Genomic DNA, 21,239 nt, shown 5'->3' with positions numbered 1-21,239 from the left:
AATCCAAAGAAAATACACGACTAACGGCGTTGGTGCATTCATACATCCCCAGATTCCCCAAAACCATTTTAAATGGCCATGTTTGCGGCTATGAAAATATAAAAATAAGCTTTGAGAAATAAGCAAGAGTGCAATTAAACTATATACCCAAATAGACATATCTTTTAGTTCATTCATTTATTCGCCCTCGCTTATGCCATTGAAAGTAAATGAATAATCCTATCGGCGCAATAACTGCTGCCGTCCCGTGGAAGAAAATGAACAAGAATGGCGTTTTAGCTAATGTTAGCAAGACGGCGATAACAATTAAGAGCGCTACAAGTGTAAATAAGAAAGACTCAAATCGCTGCTTTTTTCTTGTTTTTTGAATTAGTTCTATTAAATCACTGGTTGAAGGCTTACTTGTTTCACTATGATCCATAACCCGCCACCCATCTTTAAGTTTTTGTTCAGTCTTCTTAGTCATATTCAAGCTCCTTTCTTAATTGATCCATTCCGGCATGAATTCTCGATTTTGCCGTACCAGCACGAATTTGGCAAATCAAGGAGATCTCATCGTAGGAGTATCCATAATAATGTTTTAATAAAATAGGAATTCGGTATAGATCTTTTAACTTGAGCAAGGCATCCTTTACATCGATCCAGGCATCATCGTTTACGTGACGCAAAGACCAATCTAGTTGCTGATTATTCGAGTACGACCGCTCACGCTTCTCTTTTCGCTTCGTATCTAACCAAAGGTTGGTACCGATCTGGATCAGCCATGTTGAAAATTTTGCTTTCTTGCTTTTATATGAACGAATGTTCAAAATCGCTTTTGTCATCGTCTCCTGTGTTAAATCTTGTGCAAGCTCAGGTTTCATAGTCACCTTTAGTAAATATAAATAGATAAATTCATAGTGCTCGCTTAATAATTCCGCAAGAGCAGCTTCGTTACCTGATTGAGCCTTCTTTATTCGTTGCTCGCCTGACTGACTCATAGCACCTCCTCACTCTCCCACCTCTTATACGTCTAATGACCAGCTTTTGTTCGCTGTAAAAACAATCTTTTTAGAAAAACTTTTTATCATTTCTACAGCCTTTATGTTGACGCATAAGCGGATATTTATCGTTTTTAAAATAGCTGTGATATAGTGCTTACTAGTAGAAACTCATTTCCAGACTTTTAAATAAGAAAGGACTTTGATTACAGTGAAATTAAGTATGCTAGATCAAGCCCCTGTATCAAAAGGGCATTCAGCAATAGAAGCACTTCAATTCGCAGAAAGGCTGGCACTTCTTGGAGATGAGCTCGGATTTCATCGGATTTGGATGGCTGAACACCATAGTGGCCCATCCGTAGCCAGCTCAGCCCCAGAAATTACAGCAGCTCATCTTGCAGCAAAAACAAAGCGCATTCGTGTTGGTACGGGTGGCGTCATGATGATGCATTATTCTCCATTAAAATTAGCAGAAGTGTTTAAAACCTTAAGTGCTTTTGCCCCTGGTCGAATTGATTTTGGTGTCGGTCGTGCACCTGGTGGGGATCACCTCTCCATTCAAGCATTGGCTGAAGGACGTCCTCTTATGCACAATGACCAATATGATAAACTAGCAACAACTTTACAGCTTTTAAATGATCAAAAAACAAATGATCCTCTTTATAATCAAGTAATGGCCTCACCGGATCATGTTCATTTACCAGAGGCTTGGCTACTTGGCTCTACTGGTAATAGCGCTAGACAAGCTGGCAAGCATGGAGTTGGCTATTCATTCGCACAATTTTTTAACGGCGAAATGTCCAAAGAAATCTTTGAAGCTTACCGGCATTATTTTGAACCATCTTACTTTATGGAGAAACCTTATATTAATGTCACTTATGCAGCTACAGTGGCCGAAACAGCTGATGAAGCAGCTTTCTTAGCATTACCAATTGATTTGTCTCGCTTGTTCTTGATGCGTGGTCAAATCAGACAAACCCTATCCCCTGAGGAAGCCCATGCCTACCCGTTAACAGAGATGGATAAGGCACTAATCGAGAAGAATCGCAAGCTTCACCTTGTTGGTACAGCTCAAACTGTTGCAAGACAGCTTGAACAAGAGCAACAAGAATTTGGTTTTGATGAGGCGATGATTGTCAGCAATCAGCACGATTATGAGACAAGATTAACGAGCTATCGTTTGTTAGCGAAAGAATTAATCTAATGAAAGAAGAGGGGTGAGTGCTAACTCATCCCTCTTCTTTCATATAAACCATTAAAAGACAATCATGATGGACGCCTTCATGCAGCAAATGGTTTTGTAGTTTTTTCACGACTGAAAACCCACATTTTTCATAACATCTGATTGCACGCCAATTCGAAGCAATCGGGTCCATTGTCATCATCTCTGCACCATCTTGCAGTAAACGATTTCTCAGCTCCGGAATGAGTAACGTGCCATATCCTTTATTCCAAAAGGCAGTTTCACCAATAAATTGATCCAGACCAACTACCCGTCATTCTTCTTTTAACATACCGTATGTAGAGCGTTCTTTTTCATTTAATGGATACGATTGAAGGTAAGCGATGTTTTCACCATTTACTTCTGCAATCCATCTACTGACACGGCTTTTTGTTTTGAAAAACTTTAATTCAACCTGCTCTTCTGAAAAGGGTTTGTCACGTCCTTCATAATACTTAAGAACCTCTGGCGTTGATAACCACTTCACCATACTTTGCTTGTCTTTTCGTTCCAGCGGGCGAATGTTTATTTGTTCTCTCATCGCTCTTCCACCCCTTTCTGCTTATCGTTCCTTCCTATACGAAGCCCCTACTTTTAAGTTTCATTGCAAATAAAAAGGTATAACTCTAAAAGAGCTACACCATTCATCAACGTTTTCTATTAAATGGGAGGGCACGCTTGTCTCCTAATCTTTATCACGTACGAATTTCAAACCACACTTCTCCTACTTCTTGATTTACACCGCCCCGAATAATAACAGGGTGATCATAATCATTTCGAAAGCGAAAATCTGCGGTCCCCCACGAAACCATTGCATCCAAACCTTCTTCTACGTACGTAACAGGCAGTGAATGCGGGTGGCGCTCAACGACAGTTAGTCCTGCATCAAGCACAGCGTTATACAACGTTGTTGACGTTTGACAAATACCGCCACCAACACCATCAACAAAATCTCCATCTATAATAACGGTCGCCTCTTTATATCCGTTCTCCAATGTACGGCGACCTGTTAAACCATTAAAGGTAAACACATCTCCACTACCAAGCACAACATAATCAACGCTTTCAGTCGATAAGCGAATGTTTTCCACTCGCCCACCCACGTCTTGATTAAATGCAGTTGAAGCCTGACCGAGCAAGTTATTTTGCATCGTTTTTACATCATCTGGCTTCGCTTGTATCGACTCCACTTCAATTGGCAGTGTTGCTGCTCTTTCCCAGACAGATAGTGCGAGAATCGTTTCGACTAGCTGCGCTTCATGTAATACCACACGATCTCTTGCGCCTACAAGCTCCCCATTCCGCCATTTCGCCGGTCGCATTGTTTGATCGTATCCTTCTGGACCTTGCGCTAATTGACGAGCCCAATTCGTTAGTTCAACTTCATTTACTGACTCTACTGCCAATGTATCGATTAATTCTTCATTATGATAAATCGCAATTGAAAGATCCGGCAATTCTTTTAACTGAAGAGCTATTAATTTCTCGCTTTGAATATGGCTACCCGTTACCGGTTCACTTTGGCCACAGCCTGATAAGATAACGACTGACAAAAACATGATTACGTAGAAAGACAAATTCTTCATCCACACAACCCCTTTTAATCATTCGAGCTCAATTACATCTATGTTATATTTCAATTCTAGCCAACTCTGTTACATTAATGTAATCAAACTGTAATAATATTATTCTCTTATCTTAAATGAATCCCCACATATTAACAATATGTTTATAGCATCTTCTTCCTCAATTAGCTAAAAATCAAACTTTATTACTATTTAATATGTAATTATGAAAGTCTATTTACATAAAAAAACGCCTGTGGCCCAGGCGTTTTTCATTAGCGAATATGTGTTTCCCCATACATATACTTTTGTAATGATTTGGGAATATAAATCGATCCATCTTCTTGCTGATGATTTTCAAGTAACGGAATCAAGATTCGTGGCGTTGCCACAGCTGTATTATTCAATGTGTAACAATACTGTAAGTTGCCCTCTTCATCTCTGAAACGAATATTGGAACGTCTAGCTTGATAATCAGTGACGTTTGAAGATGAATGCGTCTCACCATAGCTTTCACGGCTTGGCATCCACGTTTCGATATCGTACTGCTTGTAATTCTTTTGTGACATATCACCTGTACAAACAGCGACAACACGATAAGGTAATTCAAGCAGTCTCATCAATTCTTTTGCATTTTCCGTGATCTCTGTCAACAATTGATCTGCTAATTCTGGGTCATTTTTGCAAATAAGAACTTGCTCCACTTTTGCAAATTGATGCACACGGTAAAGACCTCTAACGTCTCTACCAGCAGACCCAGCTTCTCTTCTAAAGCAATTTGATACAGCTGCGAGCTTATTCGGTTCAGCTACATCAATAATCTCATTCCCATAATAGCCAACGAGTGGTACCTCAGCTGTACCTACGAGGTATTTATTGTCTTTTTCTAAATGATACGTCTGCTCTTTTCCGTCTGGAAAAAATCCCGTGCTATAAAGCACTTCTTCATTGGCCATTAGAGGAACATCCATAATGGTAAAACCTCGTTCATGCAGTAAGTCAACCGCTAATTGCTGTACGGCCCGATGCAAATGTAAGCCTTTATTTTTTAAAATGTAATTACGAGTCCCTGCGACTTTAACGCCTCGTTCAATTTCGAACATCTCATGGGCAAGACCGAGTTCCATATGGTCTTTTGGTTCGAACGTAAATGCTGGAAGAGACCCTACTTTTTCTAATTCTACATTATCTTCATCAGAGTCGCCAACAGGCGTGTCAGGAGAAACAATATTTGGAACGAGATTCATTAGCTCCTTAAATGTAGCTTCTACTTCTTGATACTCCGCTTCTACTTCTTTAATTGCTTGATTAATAACTCGAACTTCTTCTTTTTTTATTTCCATTTCTGCTGTAGCCTTTTGCTTAGCTAATTCACCAATTGCTTTAGTTTCTTGATTACGCTTTGTTCGATGCGCTTCAATTGTTTGGATTAACTCTCGGCGCCTTACATCCGTTTGCACTAGCTTATCAATTGGCACATTCAGCTTTTTCTGTTTTGCTGTTTCTTGAATAACATCTGCATGTTCACGAATAAATTGAATATCTAACACGTTTTTCCCTCTCCATCTTTAGTTGAATTCTAGTAACATTTTGCCTTGAATGTAGCTGTTAGCTAAGTGGCCGCCATCAATTGATTTTAAATGATGGCTATTCACTGACTTTTTCTATTCTATTATGTCCGAGGCGAACATCCATTAATCAGTTGGACAACAGTGGCATGATCTAGTCTATCTATTTTAGCACACTCTCTCCTATTCAATGAACTAGAATTGTTATGTTTACTCTAGTTAAAAGAAATTCTCCTCTCGTTTAAAGTCGACCTGACACGAAATCTTAAAAATTCCGCAAGTTCTTAACATAATGCAATGCTTTTGCATTGCTTATTCAGCTGCATTTTGTAAAAATGATAATGAGGTAACTAAGCGGGTGATTAATGAAGGGTTCTCCATAGGTAAAATTTAAGACCAGCCATACATATAAGCTCTTAGATGTTTCTACTAGAAAGGTTGTGATTACATGGAAATTCGTTTTTTGGAAGCTTTTTTAGCCGTTGCCGAAGAAGGTAGTGTCTCAAAAGCCGCCTCACGCTTAAACCTCACACAACCAGCCGTCAGCCGTCAACTGAAACAAATGGAAGCTGTTTTACAAGCACGTTTATTTACTCGTTCGTACGAGGGCATGCAGTTAACCGAGAGAGGTCATTCTTTATACAATGATATTCGTCCAGTTTGGAATGAGTTAGGCACACTTATGCATGCTCATATGCCTAAACCACTCATTCGCCTTGGCGTTACTCCTTTTCTCGCACCCAAATACATTCCGAGCACTGTTGAGGAACTACGCCTTAAAGTAAAGTGGAATCAAACAAAACTGGATTGTTTTGATTTTATTAAATTACTAGAGCAAGGAGAAATTGATGCTGCGATTATTGAAGGCTATCCTGAACATCCAGGCTTTTATTCCTGCTTAATTTCAATTGAGTCTTACCAAGTGGCAATCCCAACTGATCACCCCCTCGCTGAATATGACACGGTATCACTTGAACAGTGCCTTGCATACCCCCAAGTGCTTCCACCTCAAAAAAGTCGCTTCTACAAAAATTGGATGGCACTTAAACAAAAATTAAGTATGGTAGAATCGAACGTTACGTGCGTGCCATACCAATCTTTGTTGTATTCAGTTAAACAACAACGTGGACTTGCTTTTTTTCCAGAGCTGATGATCGAAAATCAGTGGGAGCAAGATTTGCTTTTTAAAAAGATCGCTCGCGGTGATCTATCGAGAAAACTTTATTTACATACGACTAACGAGGCTTACCTAAAGCCCGTGCAGCAATCTTTACAAGCACAGATGCAAAATCAACAAGTCTAATTTTTCCTATTTCTTTCATTATTCACTACCATGTTCACCTCATGTACAAAGCCCCGGTTATCACCGGGGCTTTGCCACATTTATAGCTCAAATCCTTCTGCATCAATGACCGCCATTCGGTTGGACTTACTCTCTTTCCCTTCAATAAATAACAGAATGGCCTCTTGTATCACTTCATGGATGTTAACTCCCTCTCTATCCGTTCGAAATAATAGGGGAAAATCTGAGAAAGCTAAATGATCTGCCTGCTTTATCTTTATCGCTAGCACATTATTTTGTCTCGCTAACTCTGCTTGGTTGTTTGCAAAAGCCTGTGCAATATCCATTTGCCATTCATACTTCATTTCCTCAAACGAGCTCGCTTGCTGTCGAAGCTGGAGCAATGGTGCTTGAAGTTTTTGTGAGGAATGAATTAGGTGCAAGCTTCCATCCAGACTAATAACTGATTTAAAGCTGCTTAATTCTTGTGCTAGTGTAATCATTGCTGCCCCACCAATTGAATGACCCACTCCAACAATCTGATTCAAATCAAATAAGCCTTTTAAATCTGAATCTGTATCATTCCAGCTTTCAATTGCTTTCAGAACAAGCAAAATGTCTGCTTTACGCCGATTTACTACATGATGAAGAGACTCAAAATTGCTGTAATCTAGATTTGTGATCGCTTCTTCTTGTAAAAACAATTCTTGATTGAGCATGATTGTGAACAACGTATCAAACACATGACCAATTGTAATGACAATATAACCATTTTTATTGAACCATTCAATTAAATACGTATACATATCACGGTCAATTCCTATTCCTGGTGACAGGATTACACAACTTCGCTTTACCCTAATCTGAATGGGGCTATTGTTCTGAAACGAGACATTCAATTGGTTTAGCGTATCTAATTCTAGACCGATGCGTTGAAACTGGGTAATTGCTTCTGTCATATCTTGTTCATATAAGTTCAAATAAGGACTACATGTCGTTTCTTTCACCGGATAATAAATACTTGTAATAAATCGTTTCCCCTCCTCACCCTCTATCTCTTTAATGAATCGACTGCTACCCAACTGATCGCCTCCATACTTAGTCCGTAACTGTTGAATTTTCTATTTACTCAAGCAGTAATTGAATTTGAACATTCTATTAGTTTGAAAGTTTAAATTTCATTTAATAAAAAGTATAATAGAGAAGAAACCGTTTTAAAAGGAGGAAAATCATGTTACAAAAAGCACTTGTAGAAGATTTGATTCACGCCGCATTAAGTACAGGTGGTGATTTTGCTGAAGTGTTTGTCGAGGATCGCTTCAACAGCAACCTGTCTTACGTTGGAGGCAAAATGAAGTCAATTATATCTGGTAAAGACTTCGGAATTGGTATTCGAATTTTAAAGGGGCTGCAAAGTGTCTATGCCTATACAAATGAATTTGAGCGCGAGCCATTATTAGGAGTAGCGCTAGAGGCTGCACAGGCAATTACTGGTGAACCGTCAACGCTAACACTGGACTTAACAAAGGAAGCCTATCAGAGCAAACACCCCATTTTACAATACCCACAAGATATCGCTAAGAAAGACAAAGTGGATAAATTACGGCTAGCCTATGATCACGCAAAACAATATGATGAGCGCATCTCTCAAGTTTCCGTTCGCTACATAGATGACGACCAACAGGTGTTAATTGCCAATTCAGATGGAAAATTTATTGAGGATCGTCGCGTACATACACGTTTGTCCATTCAAGCTGTCGCATCAGAAGGAACCGACATGCAAACAGGTTCTTATGCTCCAGGTGCAGCGAAAGGGTTTGAATTTTTTAATGACCTCGATTTGCATCATTACGGGACTGAAGCAGCGCGAATAGCCGTTACGATGCTTGATGCAAAAGAATGTCCTAGCGGCACTTTCCCTGTCATTATTGACAATGAATTTGGTGGTGTTCTATTTCATGAAGCTTGCGGGCACAGCCTTGAATCCTCTTCCGTATCTAAAAATATTTCCGTTTTTTCTGGAAAACTGGGTGAACGAGTAGCCCCAGAAATTGTGACCTACATTGATGATGGGACCTTAACAAATGAATGGGGCTCAGCCAATATCGACGATGAAGGCGAACAAACGAGAAGAAATGTTCTAATAGAGAACGGTATTTTAACTGGTTATTTAATTGATAAGTTAGGTGGACGTCGAATGGGAATGGCTTCAACTGGTTCTGCTCGACGGGAATCCTATAAATTTGCTCCAACGTCGAGAATGACCAATACATTTATTGCGCCAGGAAAATCCACTCACGATGAGATTATTGCCAATACAGAATACGGAATCTATGCAAAGTATATGGGTGGCGGCTCCGTCAACCCTTCAACAGGTGACTACAATTTCGCCGTAAATGAAGGCTATATTGTTCGTAATGGTAAGATCGCAGAGCCCGTCCGTGGGGCAACGCTCATCGGAAATGGGCTAAAGACGTTACAAAAAGTCGATATGGTAGGAAACAATCTTACACACGGCCAAGGAATGTGCGGTGCATCCAGTGGATCAATTCCGGCGAATGTTGGTCAACCGATGGTCCGTGTCAGTGAAATAACCGTTGGGGGAAGGGGCTAATAAAGATGAAATTGATTGAGTTCAAAAATAAATTATTTGAAGAAGGTAAGCAGGCTGGTTTTTCGGAGATGGAAGTGTATTATCAATCAACAGAAAGCTTCTCAGCCAATATTTTTCAAGGAGAAGTAGACGGATACACCCTTGCGAACGAAGGCGGATTATCGTTTCGAGGCTTAATAAATGGTGTGTTAGGTTATGCCTATACAGAAAAAATTGATGCTACGCAAATTCATTTTCTGATTTCTGAAGCGACAGAGAACGCAATGCTTAGAGACGCTGATAAGCCTGAACAGCTCTTTGCAGGCTCAGCGCACTATGAAGAAGTAGCATTTTACTCCGAGACGCTAAACAATGTTTCTGCCGAAGCTAAAATCAAGCTATTAAAAGAGACGGAAGCTTACGCTCTGAGCCAAAGTGACCAAGTTACAAGCGTTAATCACTGCGGACTTCTATCAAAAACGGTTGAAACCTACTTAGCCAACACGACAGGACTTGATAAAAGCGAAAAACGTAATATCACCTACGTTGTTCTGTCAGTCGTTGTTGCGTCAGGAGAAGACTTTAAAAGCGCAATGAAATTTTGGATTACAGACGATTTCTCTACGTTTCAGCCAAAACAAATGGCTCAAGAAACAGTGGAAGAAGCGTTAAGCTATATTGGAGCAACTTCCATTAAGAGTAAGCATTATCCAATTCTGCTACGTAACACGGCAGCAGCTTCACTCTTACATGTTTATGCCAGTGGCTTTTCTGCAGATAATGTACAAAACGGACGATCCTTATTAAAAGGACAGCTAGAAAAGCGGATTGCGTCTTCTTCACTTACATTAATTGATAATCCGCATATGAATGCAGGGCTCTCCAGTCAAACTTTTGACCATGAGGGAGTTGCAACTCAGCCATTACATGTCATTAAGAATGGTACGTTGAAATCCTACCTGTACAATCAACAAACAGCAGAGAAAGATGGCGTGCAATCAACAGGACATGGATTCAAAACATCTTATAAAGATACAGTCTCAGTTGCCCCGTCAAACATGTATATTCAACCAAGCGACACCACGCTTGATTCTATGGTCGCTTCATTAGATGAGGGAATAATGGTAACAAGCTTACAAGGTTTACACTCAGGTGCAGACTCCGTTTCAGGAGATTTCTCGCTCGCAGCTAACGGCTACTATATAAAAGATGGAAAAATTGATCGTCCAGTTGATCAGATCACAATTGCCGGGAACTTCTTTGAACTACTTCAACAAGTCGAAGCAATAGGTGATGACTTACAGTTTTCTCCAGTCGGTCACTCCTTTATTGGTTCACCTAGTTTACAAGTTCCTGCCTTGTCCGTAGGAGGCATTTGACCTTCAGAAAACAACCCTGTTACCAGATGTGGTTTACAGGGTTGTTTGTTTTAACGATTCATAGTCGGGAACATACGATGCATGGCTTCTTTAAACTCGTCCGCCATACCTGAGATCGGTTCACCGTTTTCAATCCGGTCACCGTAACCACTTAAACGTTCCATGAAATCTGGATTGGCAGAGACATGAACATCTTTAATCTCGCTATCCGCTTCCTTTGCTTTTTCAGCAATCCGATCTTTTACTTGGTCTGCCACGTCATGACTTTCATCTTGCATCGTTACAGCTACATATGCTTGATCACCCATAACAATAACAGCCGCATGATTCACCTCATCAAGTTGTCTTACACTGTCCGCTACTTCTGTTGACGTGCCCATATGCATATCGCCATAGTTACCGTGGTCACGATACATACCATGACCTTGACCTTCAACATTGTTTGGGTCATCCATTTCCACGCCATCACTTGGATTATCTGGATTCATATCTTGATCGTTGTTATTTCCACATGCGACCAAAGCGATTGACAGCATTGACAAAACAACTGTGTGCTTTAAATACTTGTTCATTCGTTTCACTCCATTTATCATAAAGTTGTCTTTCCTTATATAAAATGGATTACTTCTGTTGATATTATGTATCTTTTTTAAAAAAAGTTTTTTTTTATACGTGGCAGTTTCATCCACCTTCTCTTTTCTATAAAGACCATTCACTTAATTAATCTGAAATCCGCTCCTACGGAAATCTAGCACATTGCTCCTTTTCCGTTCATAAACTATGAGTAGACAAGTTCTTCTTGCTCTGATTTCTTAGGAATTGAGGTGTACTAATGAAAGCTGATGCTGTCTTTGAAGGTGGAGGCATTCGCGGAATTGCCTTTGCTGGCGCCATTGAGGCGATGGAACAACGAGGAGTGGAATGGGTTCGCTTAGCAGGAACTTCTGTGGGATCCATTCTTGCATCACTCTTAGCAGCAGGCTACACGAGTAAAGAAATACACGCTGAATTACGGTTACTCAACTTTAAATTATTGCGTGGGAAGACGTGGTTAAATCATATTCCTCTTATTGGAAACGTGAGCCATTTGTTTCTTCATTTAGGGATGTACAAAAACGATTATATTGAACAATGGATGAATCAGCTTCTCTCTGCAAAAGGCATTCGAACGTTCGCCGACTTACCAAAGGATTCGCTTAAAATAATCGCTTCTGATATTTCAAATGGGCAAATGCTTGTTTTTCCAGATGACTTGCCGCGATACGGGCTTAAAGAAAAAGATATGCCAGTTGCTAAAGCCGTTATGATGAGCACATCAATCCCCTTCTTCTATCGACCTGCCAAATTAAAAGCTAAGAATGGAAGAAGTTATATCGTCGATGGGGGCTTGTTAAGTAATTTCCCCATTTGGATTTTCGATGTCCCAGAGCCACGTTTTCCGACATTTGGGTTTCGCTTTCTAAAAGATACGATTGAAGCCGATTCAATTATTCCGACACCCATTCATTTAGCGCAAAACATTGTAAAAACAATGCTTCAGGCTCATGATATGCGCCACTTAAATGATGAAGCAAAAGAGCGAACGCTGCAAATCTATACTGGCTCCATCAATGCGACCGACTTCCACTTAAACGATGAGCAAATGGACACGCTTTATCAATCAGGTTTTGATTCGGCTAACCGCTTCTTAGAGCAGTGGAATTTCGAGCAACATAAGCAAAACCGCAAAGCGCGAAAATCAAGCAAAAAACAGGACATACAATAAGTTGTCCTGTTTTACGTTATTTTAAATAAATTCCAGCTTCCATCTTTTTTTGGCCGCTTTATTCGTAGTTGCGACCTTCTCAGATAACTGAGAAGCTGGAACCAATTTTCCTTCAGAAAGAATGGAAGGATCAATTAATCGCAACTTGGTCTTAATATGCTTGTCTGACTCGCCACCTAACTCGACATTGATCGGTCGTTCAAATTGCTGAAGTAAGCGATGTATCTCCTCATCTTGGGACTGCGAAAGCTTTGCAAGAATGTCTTTATCTCTCAACAAGAAATTCGCTTCTTGTAATACTTTTTTATTTAATGCCGTTCTTAAAAGTGTAGCTAATCGATCATTGCCGTAAACATTAAGTGGGTCCATGAAGAAACCAATGACCTCTTTATAATACGTTTCCACAAACCATTCTGCTGCAAGCAAGTTGCTACAGTACATCTTTCCATTATGTACAATTAATTGTTCTAAAAAGCGATGAGCATCAGGCAAAGAGATATGTCCATACGTATACATATCACGGAGCGTATAATCAACCCGATCAGCACATAGTTCCGGTGCAGCTTGTTCAAGTAACGTCCATTTCTCTTGCTTTAATAAAAGCGCTTCCCAATCTAGCCCCGCACGTTTTACAATTGACGGAATCGTTGAAGCTTTTACGGTTTTTTCAAAGATTTTCTCGTGGTAATCTTCTTGTTCATTATCGAACACATAATCAACCACATGAGAAAAAGCGGTATGAGAAACATCATGCAACAATGCTGCAATTTGCTCTTCCACTGATGCTCCCAGTCGTTTAACAAGCAACATCGTCCCAAGAGAATGGTCATACCTCGTCACATTCCAGCTAGGATGAACAAGGGGGCTTGCACCTCCCTGGTAAACGCCTTTTAACCGTTCTAAAGGCTCGCTTTGTAGTAACTCTACTAATACAGACTCTAATGAAAATGAACCGTATAAAGGATCGTTTATTTGCATCATGTCCCCCTCATCCTATACCTATCACTACAGCATATGGCATCTTTCGCAGCGCACGTATTGTTTTTTCTCAATAAATTCATTTACTTTCGTTAGATTCTCTGTTACCTCGCGCTCATTGCTAACGCTCGTGTGCACATTACACGCATCGCCGATTTGCGATGTTCGATGAACCTTTTTTGTTGTGTGATCAATTAAATACTTCACAAATATTATTCCCCCCGAGCGAACCACAGTTTTCACATACGCAAAAAAACCAAAAAAGATTCAATAGAATCCTTTTTGGCTTATGAACGGCTCTATTTGTCCGTCTCATTGCTACCTCTTTATAATACGAATATGATGTAACTCTTATCTTTTTCAAAATCCCAATCAACGAACAGATCGGTGACTTCCCCATCAAGAATTGAGTTTATTTTACTGTGTTTCAATAATCGCTTTTCCAGACCTTTTTTTGACAATCTTAATGCTTCTTCGAATCCATTTACAATTAATTCTTTTTCAATACGCACTAAGATACCGTCACGCCTAATTAACAATGTTCGGTTATTAAGAAAGCACGAATCCATATGCGCTGGAACCTTTTCAGCCATCTCACTAATGACAGCAGTCTCTTGCTGAATGGCTTCTTTTTGCGGATAGTCTTTTAACTGATGGTCGGACTCGCTTAATACAGAAAGAATCATACCAGAACGATTCTCTAATGACCAATCGTAATACATCTCGGAAATATTGACACCTAACATTGTTTGTACGGTCGCTTTTATTTCAGGTAATAACTCTTCCATCAAATGATCTCTTAGTTCTTCTACCTTTAACAACTTACCTTGATCGATCAATACACGTTCCATCGGAGCAATAAAGTCACGAATATGCATCGTAATAAACGGTTTATTGACCGAAACATAAACAGATGAAGGCCCTTTTCCAAAGTGATCACGCAAAAGCTTGCCTAAATAGCTTGCCAATTCAACTTGTATTGATGTTTTTTCCATCTTCCCCAACCCTTTACATAGATAAGGACATCCTATTCCTCATCCATATTTCATTGTACCAAACATACGCTTCCATTGATACCCTTTATCGCGTTAATGCTAATTGGTTTTATTTTATAAAAAGGTTTGAAAAAAGACAAGAAAAAACAACATGTCCTTTCCAACAAACAAACGAGTCGTCTGAGCAGGATATAATGAAGCTCTGTTTAATTATAAATGAATGAAAGGTGGTTATAGAATGGATCATGTTCATTTAGACCAAAACAAACAAAGCTGGAATACCGTTGCACCTTTTTTACAATGGAATGGATGCATTGCCGCACTATGGTCCCTTTTCACAAACGGAAGATGAGTTAAAGTTGTTTGATTTAATTAAGGGAAAGACCATTTTAGATATTTGCTGCGGTAGCAGGCACTCGCTTCTATACATGAAGAATCATGGTGCCAAAGAACTGTGGGGGCTTGATTTCTCAGAGGAACAAATAGCGAATGCCACCAAGTTACTTGATGGCTTTGAAACAACGCTTTTATGCACACCAATGGAGCAAAATAGTGGCATTCCAACGAACCATTTTGACATCGTCTATTCCATCTATGCGATTGGTTGGACGTTTGATTTGCAGCAAACGCTCTCTCGTATTTACTCTTATCTAAAGCCCGGTGGATCTTTTATTTTTAGTTGGGACCATCCCCTGTATTCCCATTTACAGGTAAAGGGGGATCAAATACAACTATTTGACTCTTACCAACTTGAAGGCTCTCGAACCTACCCAAATTTTAAGGGGACAGGAGCGACAATGACTATCCCTATTCGAAAAATGAGTACATACATCAACGCTCTCATTAACTCCGGCTTCTCTATTGAACAAGTAATTGAACCAACTGTGTCTAGTCATCTTAAAAATGAAGAGGGCGTCGCGTCTGAACGGTATTACTCCTTGTTCAAAGCAAAACAGGTTCCAACAACGATGATTATAAAAGCTAGAAAATAAGAAAATCCGCGCAACCTCAAGTCGCTGTGCAGATTTCCTGATTTAGCCTACTCTACTTCCAACTGGTTGTCCTCATCCTTCCCTCTCACAAGAGTCGTATCTCTATCACGATATAACAAGTAGCTAGAGAAGATAAAGGAGAAAAAATCAGCAATTGGAAATGCCATAAACACGCCAACGATCCCAAAGTATTGAGGCAAGATCAAGACTAGTGGAATTAGAAAGAGAATTTGCCTAGAAAGCGATAGAATGAGTGCTGGAATTGGTCTTCCGAGTGCTTGATAAAGACCACCCGCTACTATTTGTACACCTGCTAAGAAAAAACCGGCAAACATAATGCGCATTGCTGTAGCACCCGCATCAATGACTTCTGGATCGTTCGTAAAAATTCGCATTGATAAGGACGGAAATACCATCATAATGAAGACAACTCCAATTGAACAAAGAATAACGACCTTTAAAGTTAGCCAGATCGTTTGGCGCATACGCTCGTACTGTTTTGCCCCATAATTGTAACCGACAATCGGCATCATTCCTTGCATAACGCCAATCATCGGCATGACTGTAAACATCATAATCCGCTGGATAATCCCAAACACGGCAACGTACATATCCGTCCCGTATTGAATCAGCATCGTATTAATCGCAATCATCATTAAGCTTCCAGATGCTTGTTGAACAAATGCTGGTAATCCAACGGAAAGCACTTCTTTTACTAATGACCATTTTAATGTTACATCGGACCAACTGACTCGGAGCGAACTGTTTCCTTTCATAAAATAGCGTAAGATAACGATGCTAATGGATCCTTGTGCCACAACAGTCGCGAGTCCAGCTCCAAAAACACCCATGTCTAGCGCAAAAATAAAAATAGGATCTAAAATGATATTTAATACTGCGGGTATAATCATCGTCATCATTGCAAAACGCGCGTTGCCCTCAGAACGAATGATATTATTTGTAGCAAATGTAAAAGCAAAAAATACCGTTCCTAACAAAATAGGGAACATATAATCATAAGCATGTGGCAATATATCAGGCGTCGCTCCAAATAAAAGCAAAAGATCTTCCAAGAAGAAAAAAGCGACAATGAATCCGCCAACGCTAATAATTAGAATGAGTGCGAGTACCGTTCCAAAAATGCGATTGGCTTCATTCTCTCGATTCTCACCGAGCCGTCTTGAAATGACTGATGCTCCACCAATACCAACTGCCGCTGAAACTGCCATCATGATCATCATCAATGGGAACGCAATGGTTAAACCAGCAACAGCATCAATTCCAACTCCGTATGAAATAAAAATCACATCAATAACATTGTATAATGCCATTACGAACATGCCGATCATTGCAGGGATGGACAAATCACGCAGCAGCTTGCCAATTGGCTCGCTTCCTAACTTAGAACTATTATTTTTTGAACTCATATGGATTTCCTTCCTGTACCAACTGAAAAGATCATTACATTGTGCCACTGCTAATAAACGAATAGATAAAGCAAAAAGTTTCAGCGCAAACGAACAAAAAAGCTCCAGACGTATCATCTGCAACAAAATGGATGCTAGCTCAGCCTTATTACTTTTTACATTTTAAATAAACTTAAACAAATCATTCTTAAAAGTGTATCTACTATACTCCTGCTGCTAATAGTTGTCAATTAGCGTTTACTAGCTTAGAAGGTATTGTTCATCTGATCACCAAATCTAACTTCAACACAAAAAAACCGAACCTCTTATGGTCCGGTTTCATTGATTATTCAACTCGATCTGACGTTTGGCGCGTTTTAGAATTGTTCTCATCGAACTCTTGTCTTGTAAAGACATCAGCGACGTTCATGTTAAATTCGACAAGCTCTAACCCAGTCATTGTTTTAATGTTTTCTGCTACGCTGCTTTTAATGCTCTTGTAGATTTCAGGAATGTTTTTTCCATATTCAATGTAAACTTCTAGATCGATTGCCACTTGTTTTTCACCAACGTCAGCACGAATGCCTTTTGTGATGTCCTCATCTCCGCCTAACGTTTCACGAATGCCTGAGAAGAAACTTCCACTCATGCCAAGAATGCCGTCAGCCTCAATCGTCGCGATTGCTGTTATCTTTTTGATTACTTCATTATCGTATGTTAACTTGTCACGATTTGCATTTGCTTCTGCTTCTTTTCTTTTCTCCGCTTCAAAAGTCTCGTCTCTTTTAGTTGTTGATTTTACTGTTGTTGAATCCATTCCAATCATCTCCTTAAATTAGTTTATTATTGCCTTTTTCCAAACATCGCTTCTAAGTAACTTGAGACATTGAGGTCTCCATCAATCCATTTCCCTACTAGAAAGCCAATCGTGACGAATATTGCGATGACAACGGTGTATCCAAACCCGATGGTTAAGAAGAGAATGCTGAACACCGCTGCAATGACTAATCCAAGAATTCGTCCGCGATAGCGTTTAAACGTTTCTTGTTTTTCTCGATCCATTGCATATCCTCCTTATACAACGCGTTGTCGTTTATTTGATGACGGCTGTGTTTGGCGTACGTATACCTTAACTTCTGATACCGCAACTTCAAGCCATGATTCTACATCACTTTTTACCGTTTCCTGTAGTTTACGTGCATTCTGTTGAACCGGATTTGGACCAAAAGGTGAGTATGTTATTTCTAAGGCAACTTGATTCGATTCACGCGACAGACGTGAGCGGATTTCGATTGATCGCATTCCATCCAGACGACGCGCACTCTTCATTGCTGTTGATTCAATTGATTGTTTAGAAATCCCAATTGCTCCGATCTCAGTATCAACATAATAGGACTGTATCTCACTTTCACTTCGTCTAAAACTAGCAACAAACAAAATAAGTGACAATAAGATCAAAAACGAAAAGATACCAATGAATACCCAAAACATTTCTTGTCCTTGTCCAAGCAATTCTGTAAATACGTCATACACTTCTGTCACAGCTAAAATAAAACCTACTGAAACGAGTAATGTTATTAACGCATAGATTGCCATAAAAAACCGTAACAAACCGTTCATCCATTCACCTCCTGACAGATCTAAACTCAACTAGATTGAAAATCAATACTGTATTGCATTTACTGATCTGCCTTCATCGCTCAGTAAAAACGTCGAAAAACATTTTTGCTGGCGACCTAAGTATTAAGTACCCACTTCCAAATAAATCAAAAAGTCTTTTCTTTAAAATAGGTATTTATAACTATTTAAGAGTAAATTTATAGAGTTAAATACTTTTTCTATCAAAAAACAATCTAAATTGGCTCATAAATAGAAAATCGACTATGAAAGGCGTGTTGTTGCTTTTTTAGACATCATAAGGAGAGCTTTCAACTAACATCCCCATTCCATTTAAAAAATGTCATCTATCATACATGTGGTAAACTCGAAGTATCAAGGACTAAAAGGTGTGAATCGAATGAATACGAAAATCATAAAAGCCAAACAAGGATTATTTCTTCTAAAACAGAATCCTCCCCAAGAAAGCAACTGGCGATCTGACAACCTTTATAAATTTATTTACGCTCTTGATGGCCAACTAGATTACCAAACCCCACGGCACCAGCTTAAGCTTAACCAACATCAATTCATGCTTATTAACCCGCATGATGAACATAAGCAATGGCAGATTGAGAAACGAAAATTCTTAATCGAACTCCATTCAGATTCACTTAACCAAGCAGCCTCTTCACTAGGTGTTGCCTCTTATGACATTCATTTTTCATCTAGTGTTCAACAAAATCAGCTTTTATCAAGATGGGCGCTCTTCTTGACTGACTATTTATCAATAGAAGAGTTAGATGAACAAGAATCACTTCTTTTTCTTGAGCATAGCTTTTCACAATTAATCTTGCTTCTATTAAAACAAACTGTAGGTACTCATCAAATCGATATTCCGATTAGCGTTTATAAACATGAAGATCAGCGTATCTACCTCTTATTAGATGCATTAAAACAAGATTATCGTCACCCTTGGACACTTGACGAGATGGCCAAAGTTGCGCAGCAAGATAAATTCCAACTTTCCCATGCCTTCACGAGTCGCATTGGCATTTCTCCATATGCCTGGCTTCAACAGTATCGACTAGTTCGCAGTCAACAACTGCTTCGTTATTCACAAGAAACTATATTATCAATCGCTTATTTAGCTGGATTCTCCTCATTATCGGTATATAATCGTTTATTTAAGCGGACTTATGGTTTTACACCTAGTGCGTTTCGAAAATGGATCAGAAGATAAAGTACAGAAATACATACCATTAGCAATCCACTGCCAAGAAAAAGCGAAGAAATGGGAATAAACGTAGCAAGACCAGCGAATAAAGCAAGTGATAAGAGGTTTGCGGCATAAAGCAGGACTGCGTTAAAGCTAAATCCTCGACCCAGCATTTCTCTTGGAACAAACTTTTGTAAAAGATATACTCTAGCAAGACCCGATAAAGGTAGTCCAAGAGCGGAAACAATCATTCCTATAAAATATCCTATTGGTCCTGATGCCAAGCTTAAAACAACAATTCCACTGCCCCATATGATAGCGCTATAAAAATAGATCGGTAATGTAAACTGTTTTACAAGATAAGGAATGAGTAAATTAACGAAAATAACCGTTCCACCAAAAACACTCAGCAACACACTGTAAAACGCTTCTGCCTCACTCATTGTTTCGTGCAACATCAACAACAAACCTACTTGCCAAACCCATGTATGTAAAAAAACAATGATTCCAGTTACAACAAATAACCGTCTAATTACAAATACATTCTTTAACCATACTCGGAAGTCATTTAATGCAAAAAAAATCGATTTAAACTTGATACCTGCCATTTGTCTCCCTCTTGCTTCTTCAAGCTTCACTTTTGCTAACAACCAAGCACTGACCAAATAAGTAAGTGCATCTAGCGTAAAGAAATGAATAACGCCAATTGTTTGAATAAACAGGATGCTGATAATTGGTCCAATCACCGTCATACCACGCGTGACTGTATCTAGTAAGCTATTCGCAGCCGTGCGCTCGCTTTCCTCTGTTATAAGTGGAAGAAGCGCCCTGTGAGCAGGATTAAAAAAGCAGCCAAATAGATGAATTATGAAACTCACAGCAATTAAATGCCAGTATGCTAGCAGATTGATGTAATAGAACATGACCAAAACGAGCAGCAAAGGAGCGCGCATCATTTCAATTCGTATCATCCATTTTCGTTTTGGTACCCAATCAGCAAGCACACCGCCAACTAGACCGAATAATAGATACGGTATTACCTGTGTTGCTGCGACACCCGTTACGTGAAGACTTGATTCTGTTAAATCGAACGCCAGAAATAAAAAGGCAAGCCCAGTCATGACATTACCTAAGTTGGTTATTCCAGTACTTGCAAGATAATAAAAAAGTGATTGATTTTTTCTTAATAAGGTGAAATACATGATGTGTGCCCCTTTCTATTTAAAGCATACAGAGTGGGACACTATAAGTCTGCGCTAATATTGCGGGGATTTCTAACAAGATTAAGGAGGAATTACATTATACTTGCGCTACATTAAAAGCTCGTTTCTAATGAAAACAAAAAAAACGTTCCTCTAAGTAGAAACGTTTTTTTCGATAAAAAAGGAAAAGTGCTAATGGTATAGTTATATAATTGACTCTTGATTACTGTTGCTTATTTAAACGCTCGGCCGTTTTATATGCATCGACCATACCCCAAATCCAAATAATTGGTGTTGTAATAAATCCAATCAAAACAAACATCAACAGATATGAGATTGCGTATGCAATGATGAACACAATTCCTTTTGCAATTTGTCCATTATAAATTTGACCAAGACCTGAGATAAAAAAAGATAGTACCGCAGCTACCCCACTGTTTTTCATAACCATTTCCCTCCAATCTACTAAGTAGTCCTTACTATGAAATAACTCTTAT

The 21,239-nt window shown here is 39.3% G+C and carries 23 protein-coding genes and 1 pseudogene; 7 read left to right on the top strand and 17 right to left on the bottom strand.

Translation table 11 applies throughout. From position 1 onward, the window contains the following. Positions 1-169: 169 nt before the first annotated feature. A complete protein-coding gene (locus JOC54_RS02985) occupies positions 170-466 on the bottom strand; it encodes a YxlC family protein (RefSeq protein WP_204464313.1) in 297 nt (98 codons plus the stop codon). Next, positions 459-980 carry a sigma-70 family RNA polymerase sigma factor gene (locus tag JOC54_RS02980; RefSeq protein ID WP_035419563.1) on the bottom strand — a complete coding sequence of 174 codons (522 nt, stop codon included), beginning with the start codon at positions 978-980 and terminating at the stop codon, positions 459-461. Before JOC54_RS02980 ends, JOC54_RS02985 begins: the two co-directional genes overlap by 8 nt. Positions 981-1,191: 211 nt before the next feature. On the opposite strand from JOC54_RS02980, the gene JOC54_RS02975 reads away from it, so the two are divergent. Further along, a complete protein-coding gene (locus tag JOC54_RS02975) occupies positions 1,192-2,184 on the top strand; it encodes an LLM class flavin-dependent oxidoreductase (RefSeq protein WP_035419564.1) in 993 nt (330 codons plus the stop codon). A 25-nt stretch (positions 2,185-2,209) separates the two neighbouring features. Here the strand turns inward: JOC54_RS02975 and JOC54_RS23485 are convergent, their stop codons facing one another. From JOC54_RS23485 to serS, 4 genes are all read right to left on the bottom strand, one after another. Continuing rightward, positions 2,210-2,464, bottom strand: a complete 255-nt coding sequence (locus tag JOC54_RS23485; RefSeq protein ID WP_204464456.1) for a GNAT family N-acetyltransferase — start codon at positions 2,462-2,464, stop codon at positions 2,210-2,212. A gap of 12 nt (positions 2,465-2,476) precedes the next feature. After that, the gene (locus JOC54_RS23480; RefSeq protein ID WP_204464312.1) at positions 2,477-2,743 is read right to left on the bottom strand and encodes a GNAT family N-acetyltransferase; all 267 of its coding nucleotides are present in this window, start codon (positions 2,741-2,743) and stop codon (positions 2,477-2,479) included. A 154-nt stretch (positions 2,744-2,897) separates the two neighbouring features. Further along, complete coding sequence (locus JOC54_RS02960; RefSeq protein WP_204464311.1) at positions 2,898-3,788, bottom strand: VanW family protein; 891 nt, start codon at positions 3,786-3,788, stop codon at positions 2,898-2,900. Between the two features lie 254 nt (positions 3,789-4,042). After that, entirely contained in the window at positions 4,043-5,317 is a 1,275-nt protein-coding gene (gene serS / locus JOC54_RS02955; RefSeq protein ID WP_204464305.1) for a serine--tRNA ligase, read from the bottom strand. Positions 5,318-5,783: 466 nt separating this feature from the next. Between serS and JOC54_RS02950 the strand changes: the two genes are divergently transcribed. After that, complete coding sequence (locus JOC54_RS02950; RefSeq protein ID WP_204464303.1) at positions 5,784-6,638, top strand: LysR family transcriptional regulator; 855 nt, start codon at positions 5,784-5,786, stop codon at positions 6,636-6,638. An 80-nt stretch (positions 6,639-6,718) separates the two neighbouring features. On the opposite strand, the gene JOC54_RS02945 is transcribed toward JOC54_RS02950, so the two are convergent. Then, positions 6,719-7,699 (bottom strand): alpha/beta hydrolase, encoded by a 981-nt coding sequence (locus tag JOC54_RS02945; protein WP_204464300.1) that lies wholly within the window; start codon positions 7,697-7,699, stop codon positions 6,719-6,721. Positions 7,700-7,848: 149 nt separating this feature from the next. On the opposite strand from JOC54_RS02945, the gene JOC54_RS02940 reads away from it, so the two are divergent. Together JOC54_RS02940 and JOC54_RS02935 are read left to right on the top strand one after the other, a co-directional pair. Further along, positions 7,849-9,231 (top strand): TldD/PmbA family protein, encoded by a 1,383-nt coding sequence (locus JOC54_RS02940; RefSeq protein ID WP_204464298.1) that lies wholly within the window; start codon positions 7,849-7,851, stop codon positions 9,229-9,231. 5 nt (positions 9,232-9,236) lie between these two features. Beyond that, the gene (locus JOC54_RS02935; RefSeq protein ID WP_204464296.1) at positions 9,237-10,589 is read left to right on the top strand and encodes a TldD/PmbA family protein; all 1,353 of its coding nucleotides are present in this window, start codon (positions 9,237-9,239) and stop codon (positions 10,587-10,589) included. A 50-nt stretch (positions 10,590-10,639) separates the two neighbouring features. Here the strand turns inward: JOC54_RS02935 and JOC54_RS02930 are convergent, their stop codons facing one another. Further along, positions 10,640-11,161: a YhcN/YlaJ family sporulation lipoprotein gene (locus JOC54_RS02930; RefSeq protein ID WP_051991496.1), complete on the bottom strand. Its 522-nt coding sequence runs from the start codon at positions 11,159-11,161 to the stop codon at positions 10,640-10,642. Positions 11,162-11,421: 260 nt separating this feature from the next. Here JOC54_RS02930 and JOC54_RS02925 point away from each other — a divergent pair, with 260 nt between their 5' ends. Beyond that, complete coding sequence (locus JOC54_RS02925) at positions 11,422-12,354, top strand: patatin-like phospholipase family protein (protein WP_204464295.1); 933 nt, start codon at positions 11,422-11,424, stop codon at positions 12,352-12,354. Positions 12,355-12,375: 21 nt separating this feature from the next. Here JOC54_RS02925 and JOC54_RS02920 read toward each other — a convergent pair whose 3' ends face one another. The 3 genes from JOC54_RS02920 to JOC54_RS02910 form a co-directional block, all read right to left on the bottom strand. Continuing rightward, positions 12,376-13,332, bottom strand: coding sequence for an HD domain-containing protein (locus JOC54_RS02920; RefSeq protein ID WP_204464455.1), 957 nt, complete (start codon positions 13,330-13,332; stop codon positions 12,376-12,378). A gap of 27 nt (positions 13,333-13,359) precedes the next feature. Next, a complete protein-coding gene (locus JOC54_RS02915; RefSeq protein WP_035419571.1) occupies positions 13,360-13,539 on the bottom strand; it encodes a hypothetical protein in 180 nt (59 codons plus the stop codon). A gap of 119 nt (positions 13,540-13,658) precedes the next feature. Then, complete coding sequence (locus tag JOC54_RS02910; protein WP_035419572.1) at positions 13,659-14,327, bottom strand: Na-translocating system protein MpsC family protein; 669 nt, start codon at positions 14,325-14,327, stop codon at positions 13,659-13,661. Between the two features lie 238 nt (positions 14,328-14,565). Here JOC54_RS02910 and JOC54_RS02905 point away from each other — a divergent pair. Continuing rightward, a pseudogene (locus JOC54_RS02905) lies at positions 14,566-15,319 on the top strand (class I SAM-dependent methyltransferase). A gap of 47 nt (positions 15,320-15,366) precedes the next feature. Here the strand turns inward: JOC54_RS02905 and JOC54_RS02900 are convergent. The 4 genes from JOC54_RS02900 to amaP all read right to left on the bottom strand — a co-directional run bounded on the left by JOC54_RS02900 (position 15,367) and on the right by amaP (position 18,345). Then, positions 15,367-16,746, bottom strand: coding sequence for an MATE family efflux transporter (locus tag JOC54_RS02900; RefSeq protein ID WP_204464294.1), 1,380 nt, complete (start codon positions 16,744-16,746; stop codon positions 15,367-15,369). Positions 16,747-17,071: 325 nt separating this feature from the next. Further along, complete coding sequence (locus JOC54_RS02895; protein ID WP_035419574.1) at positions 17,072-17,542, bottom strand: Asp23/Gls24 family envelope stress response protein; 471 nt, start codon at positions 17,540-17,542, stop codon at positions 17,072-17,074. Positions 17,543-17,568: 26 nt separating this feature from the next. Then, positions 17,569-17,787, bottom strand: coding sequence for a DUF2273 domain-containing protein (locus JOC54_RS02890; RefSeq protein ID WP_035419575.1), 219 nt, complete (start codon positions 17,785-17,787; stop codon positions 17,569-17,571). 12 nt (positions 17,788-17,799) lie between these two features. Next, positions 17,800-18,345, bottom strand: a complete 546-nt coding sequence (gene amaP, locus JOC54_RS02885; RefSeq protein ID WP_035419576.1) for an alkaline shock response membrane anchor protein AmaP — start codon at positions 18,343-18,345, stop codon at positions 17,800-17,802. 397 nt (positions 18,346-18,742) lie between these two features. On the opposite strand from amaP, the gene JOC54_RS02880 reads away from it, so the two are divergent. Continuing rightward, a complete protein-coding gene (locus tag JOC54_RS02880) occupies positions 18,743-19,564 on the top strand; it encodes a helix-turn-helix transcriptional regulator (RefSeq protein WP_239586536.1) in 822 nt (273 codons plus the stop codon). On the opposite strand, the gene JOC54_RS02875 is transcribed toward JOC54_RS02880, so the two are convergent. Both JOC54_RS02875 and JOC54_RS02870 read right to left on the bottom strand, forming a co-directional pair. Then, positions 19,519-20,742 carry an MFS transporter gene (locus tag JOC54_RS02875; protein ID WP_204464293.1) on the bottom strand — a complete coding sequence of 408 codons (1,224 nt, stop codon included), beginning with the start codon at positions 20,740-20,742 and terminating at the stop codon, positions 19,519-19,521. The two genes, JOC54_RS02880 and JOC54_RS02875, sit on opposite strands and share 46 nt — an antisense overlap. Positions 20,743-20,965: 223 nt before the next feature. Further along, positions 20,966-21,187 carry a hypothetical protein gene (locus JOC54_RS02870; RefSeq protein ID WP_094190207.1) on the bottom strand — a complete coding sequence of 74 codons (222 nt, stop codon included), beginning with the start codon at positions 21,185-21,187 and terminating at the stop codon, positions 20,966-20,968. Between the last annotated feature and the right edge of the window lie 52 nt (positions 21,188-21,239).

The sequence above is a fragment of the Shouchella xiaoxiensis genome (assembly GCF_016907895.1).
GTDB classification, from domain to species: Bacteria; Bacillota; Bacilli; order Bacillales; family Bacillaceae_D; genus Shouchella; species Shouchella xiaoxiensis.
Note: the sequence above shows the minus strand (reverse complement) of the source record. Positions and strands in the feature narration are given on the sequence as shown.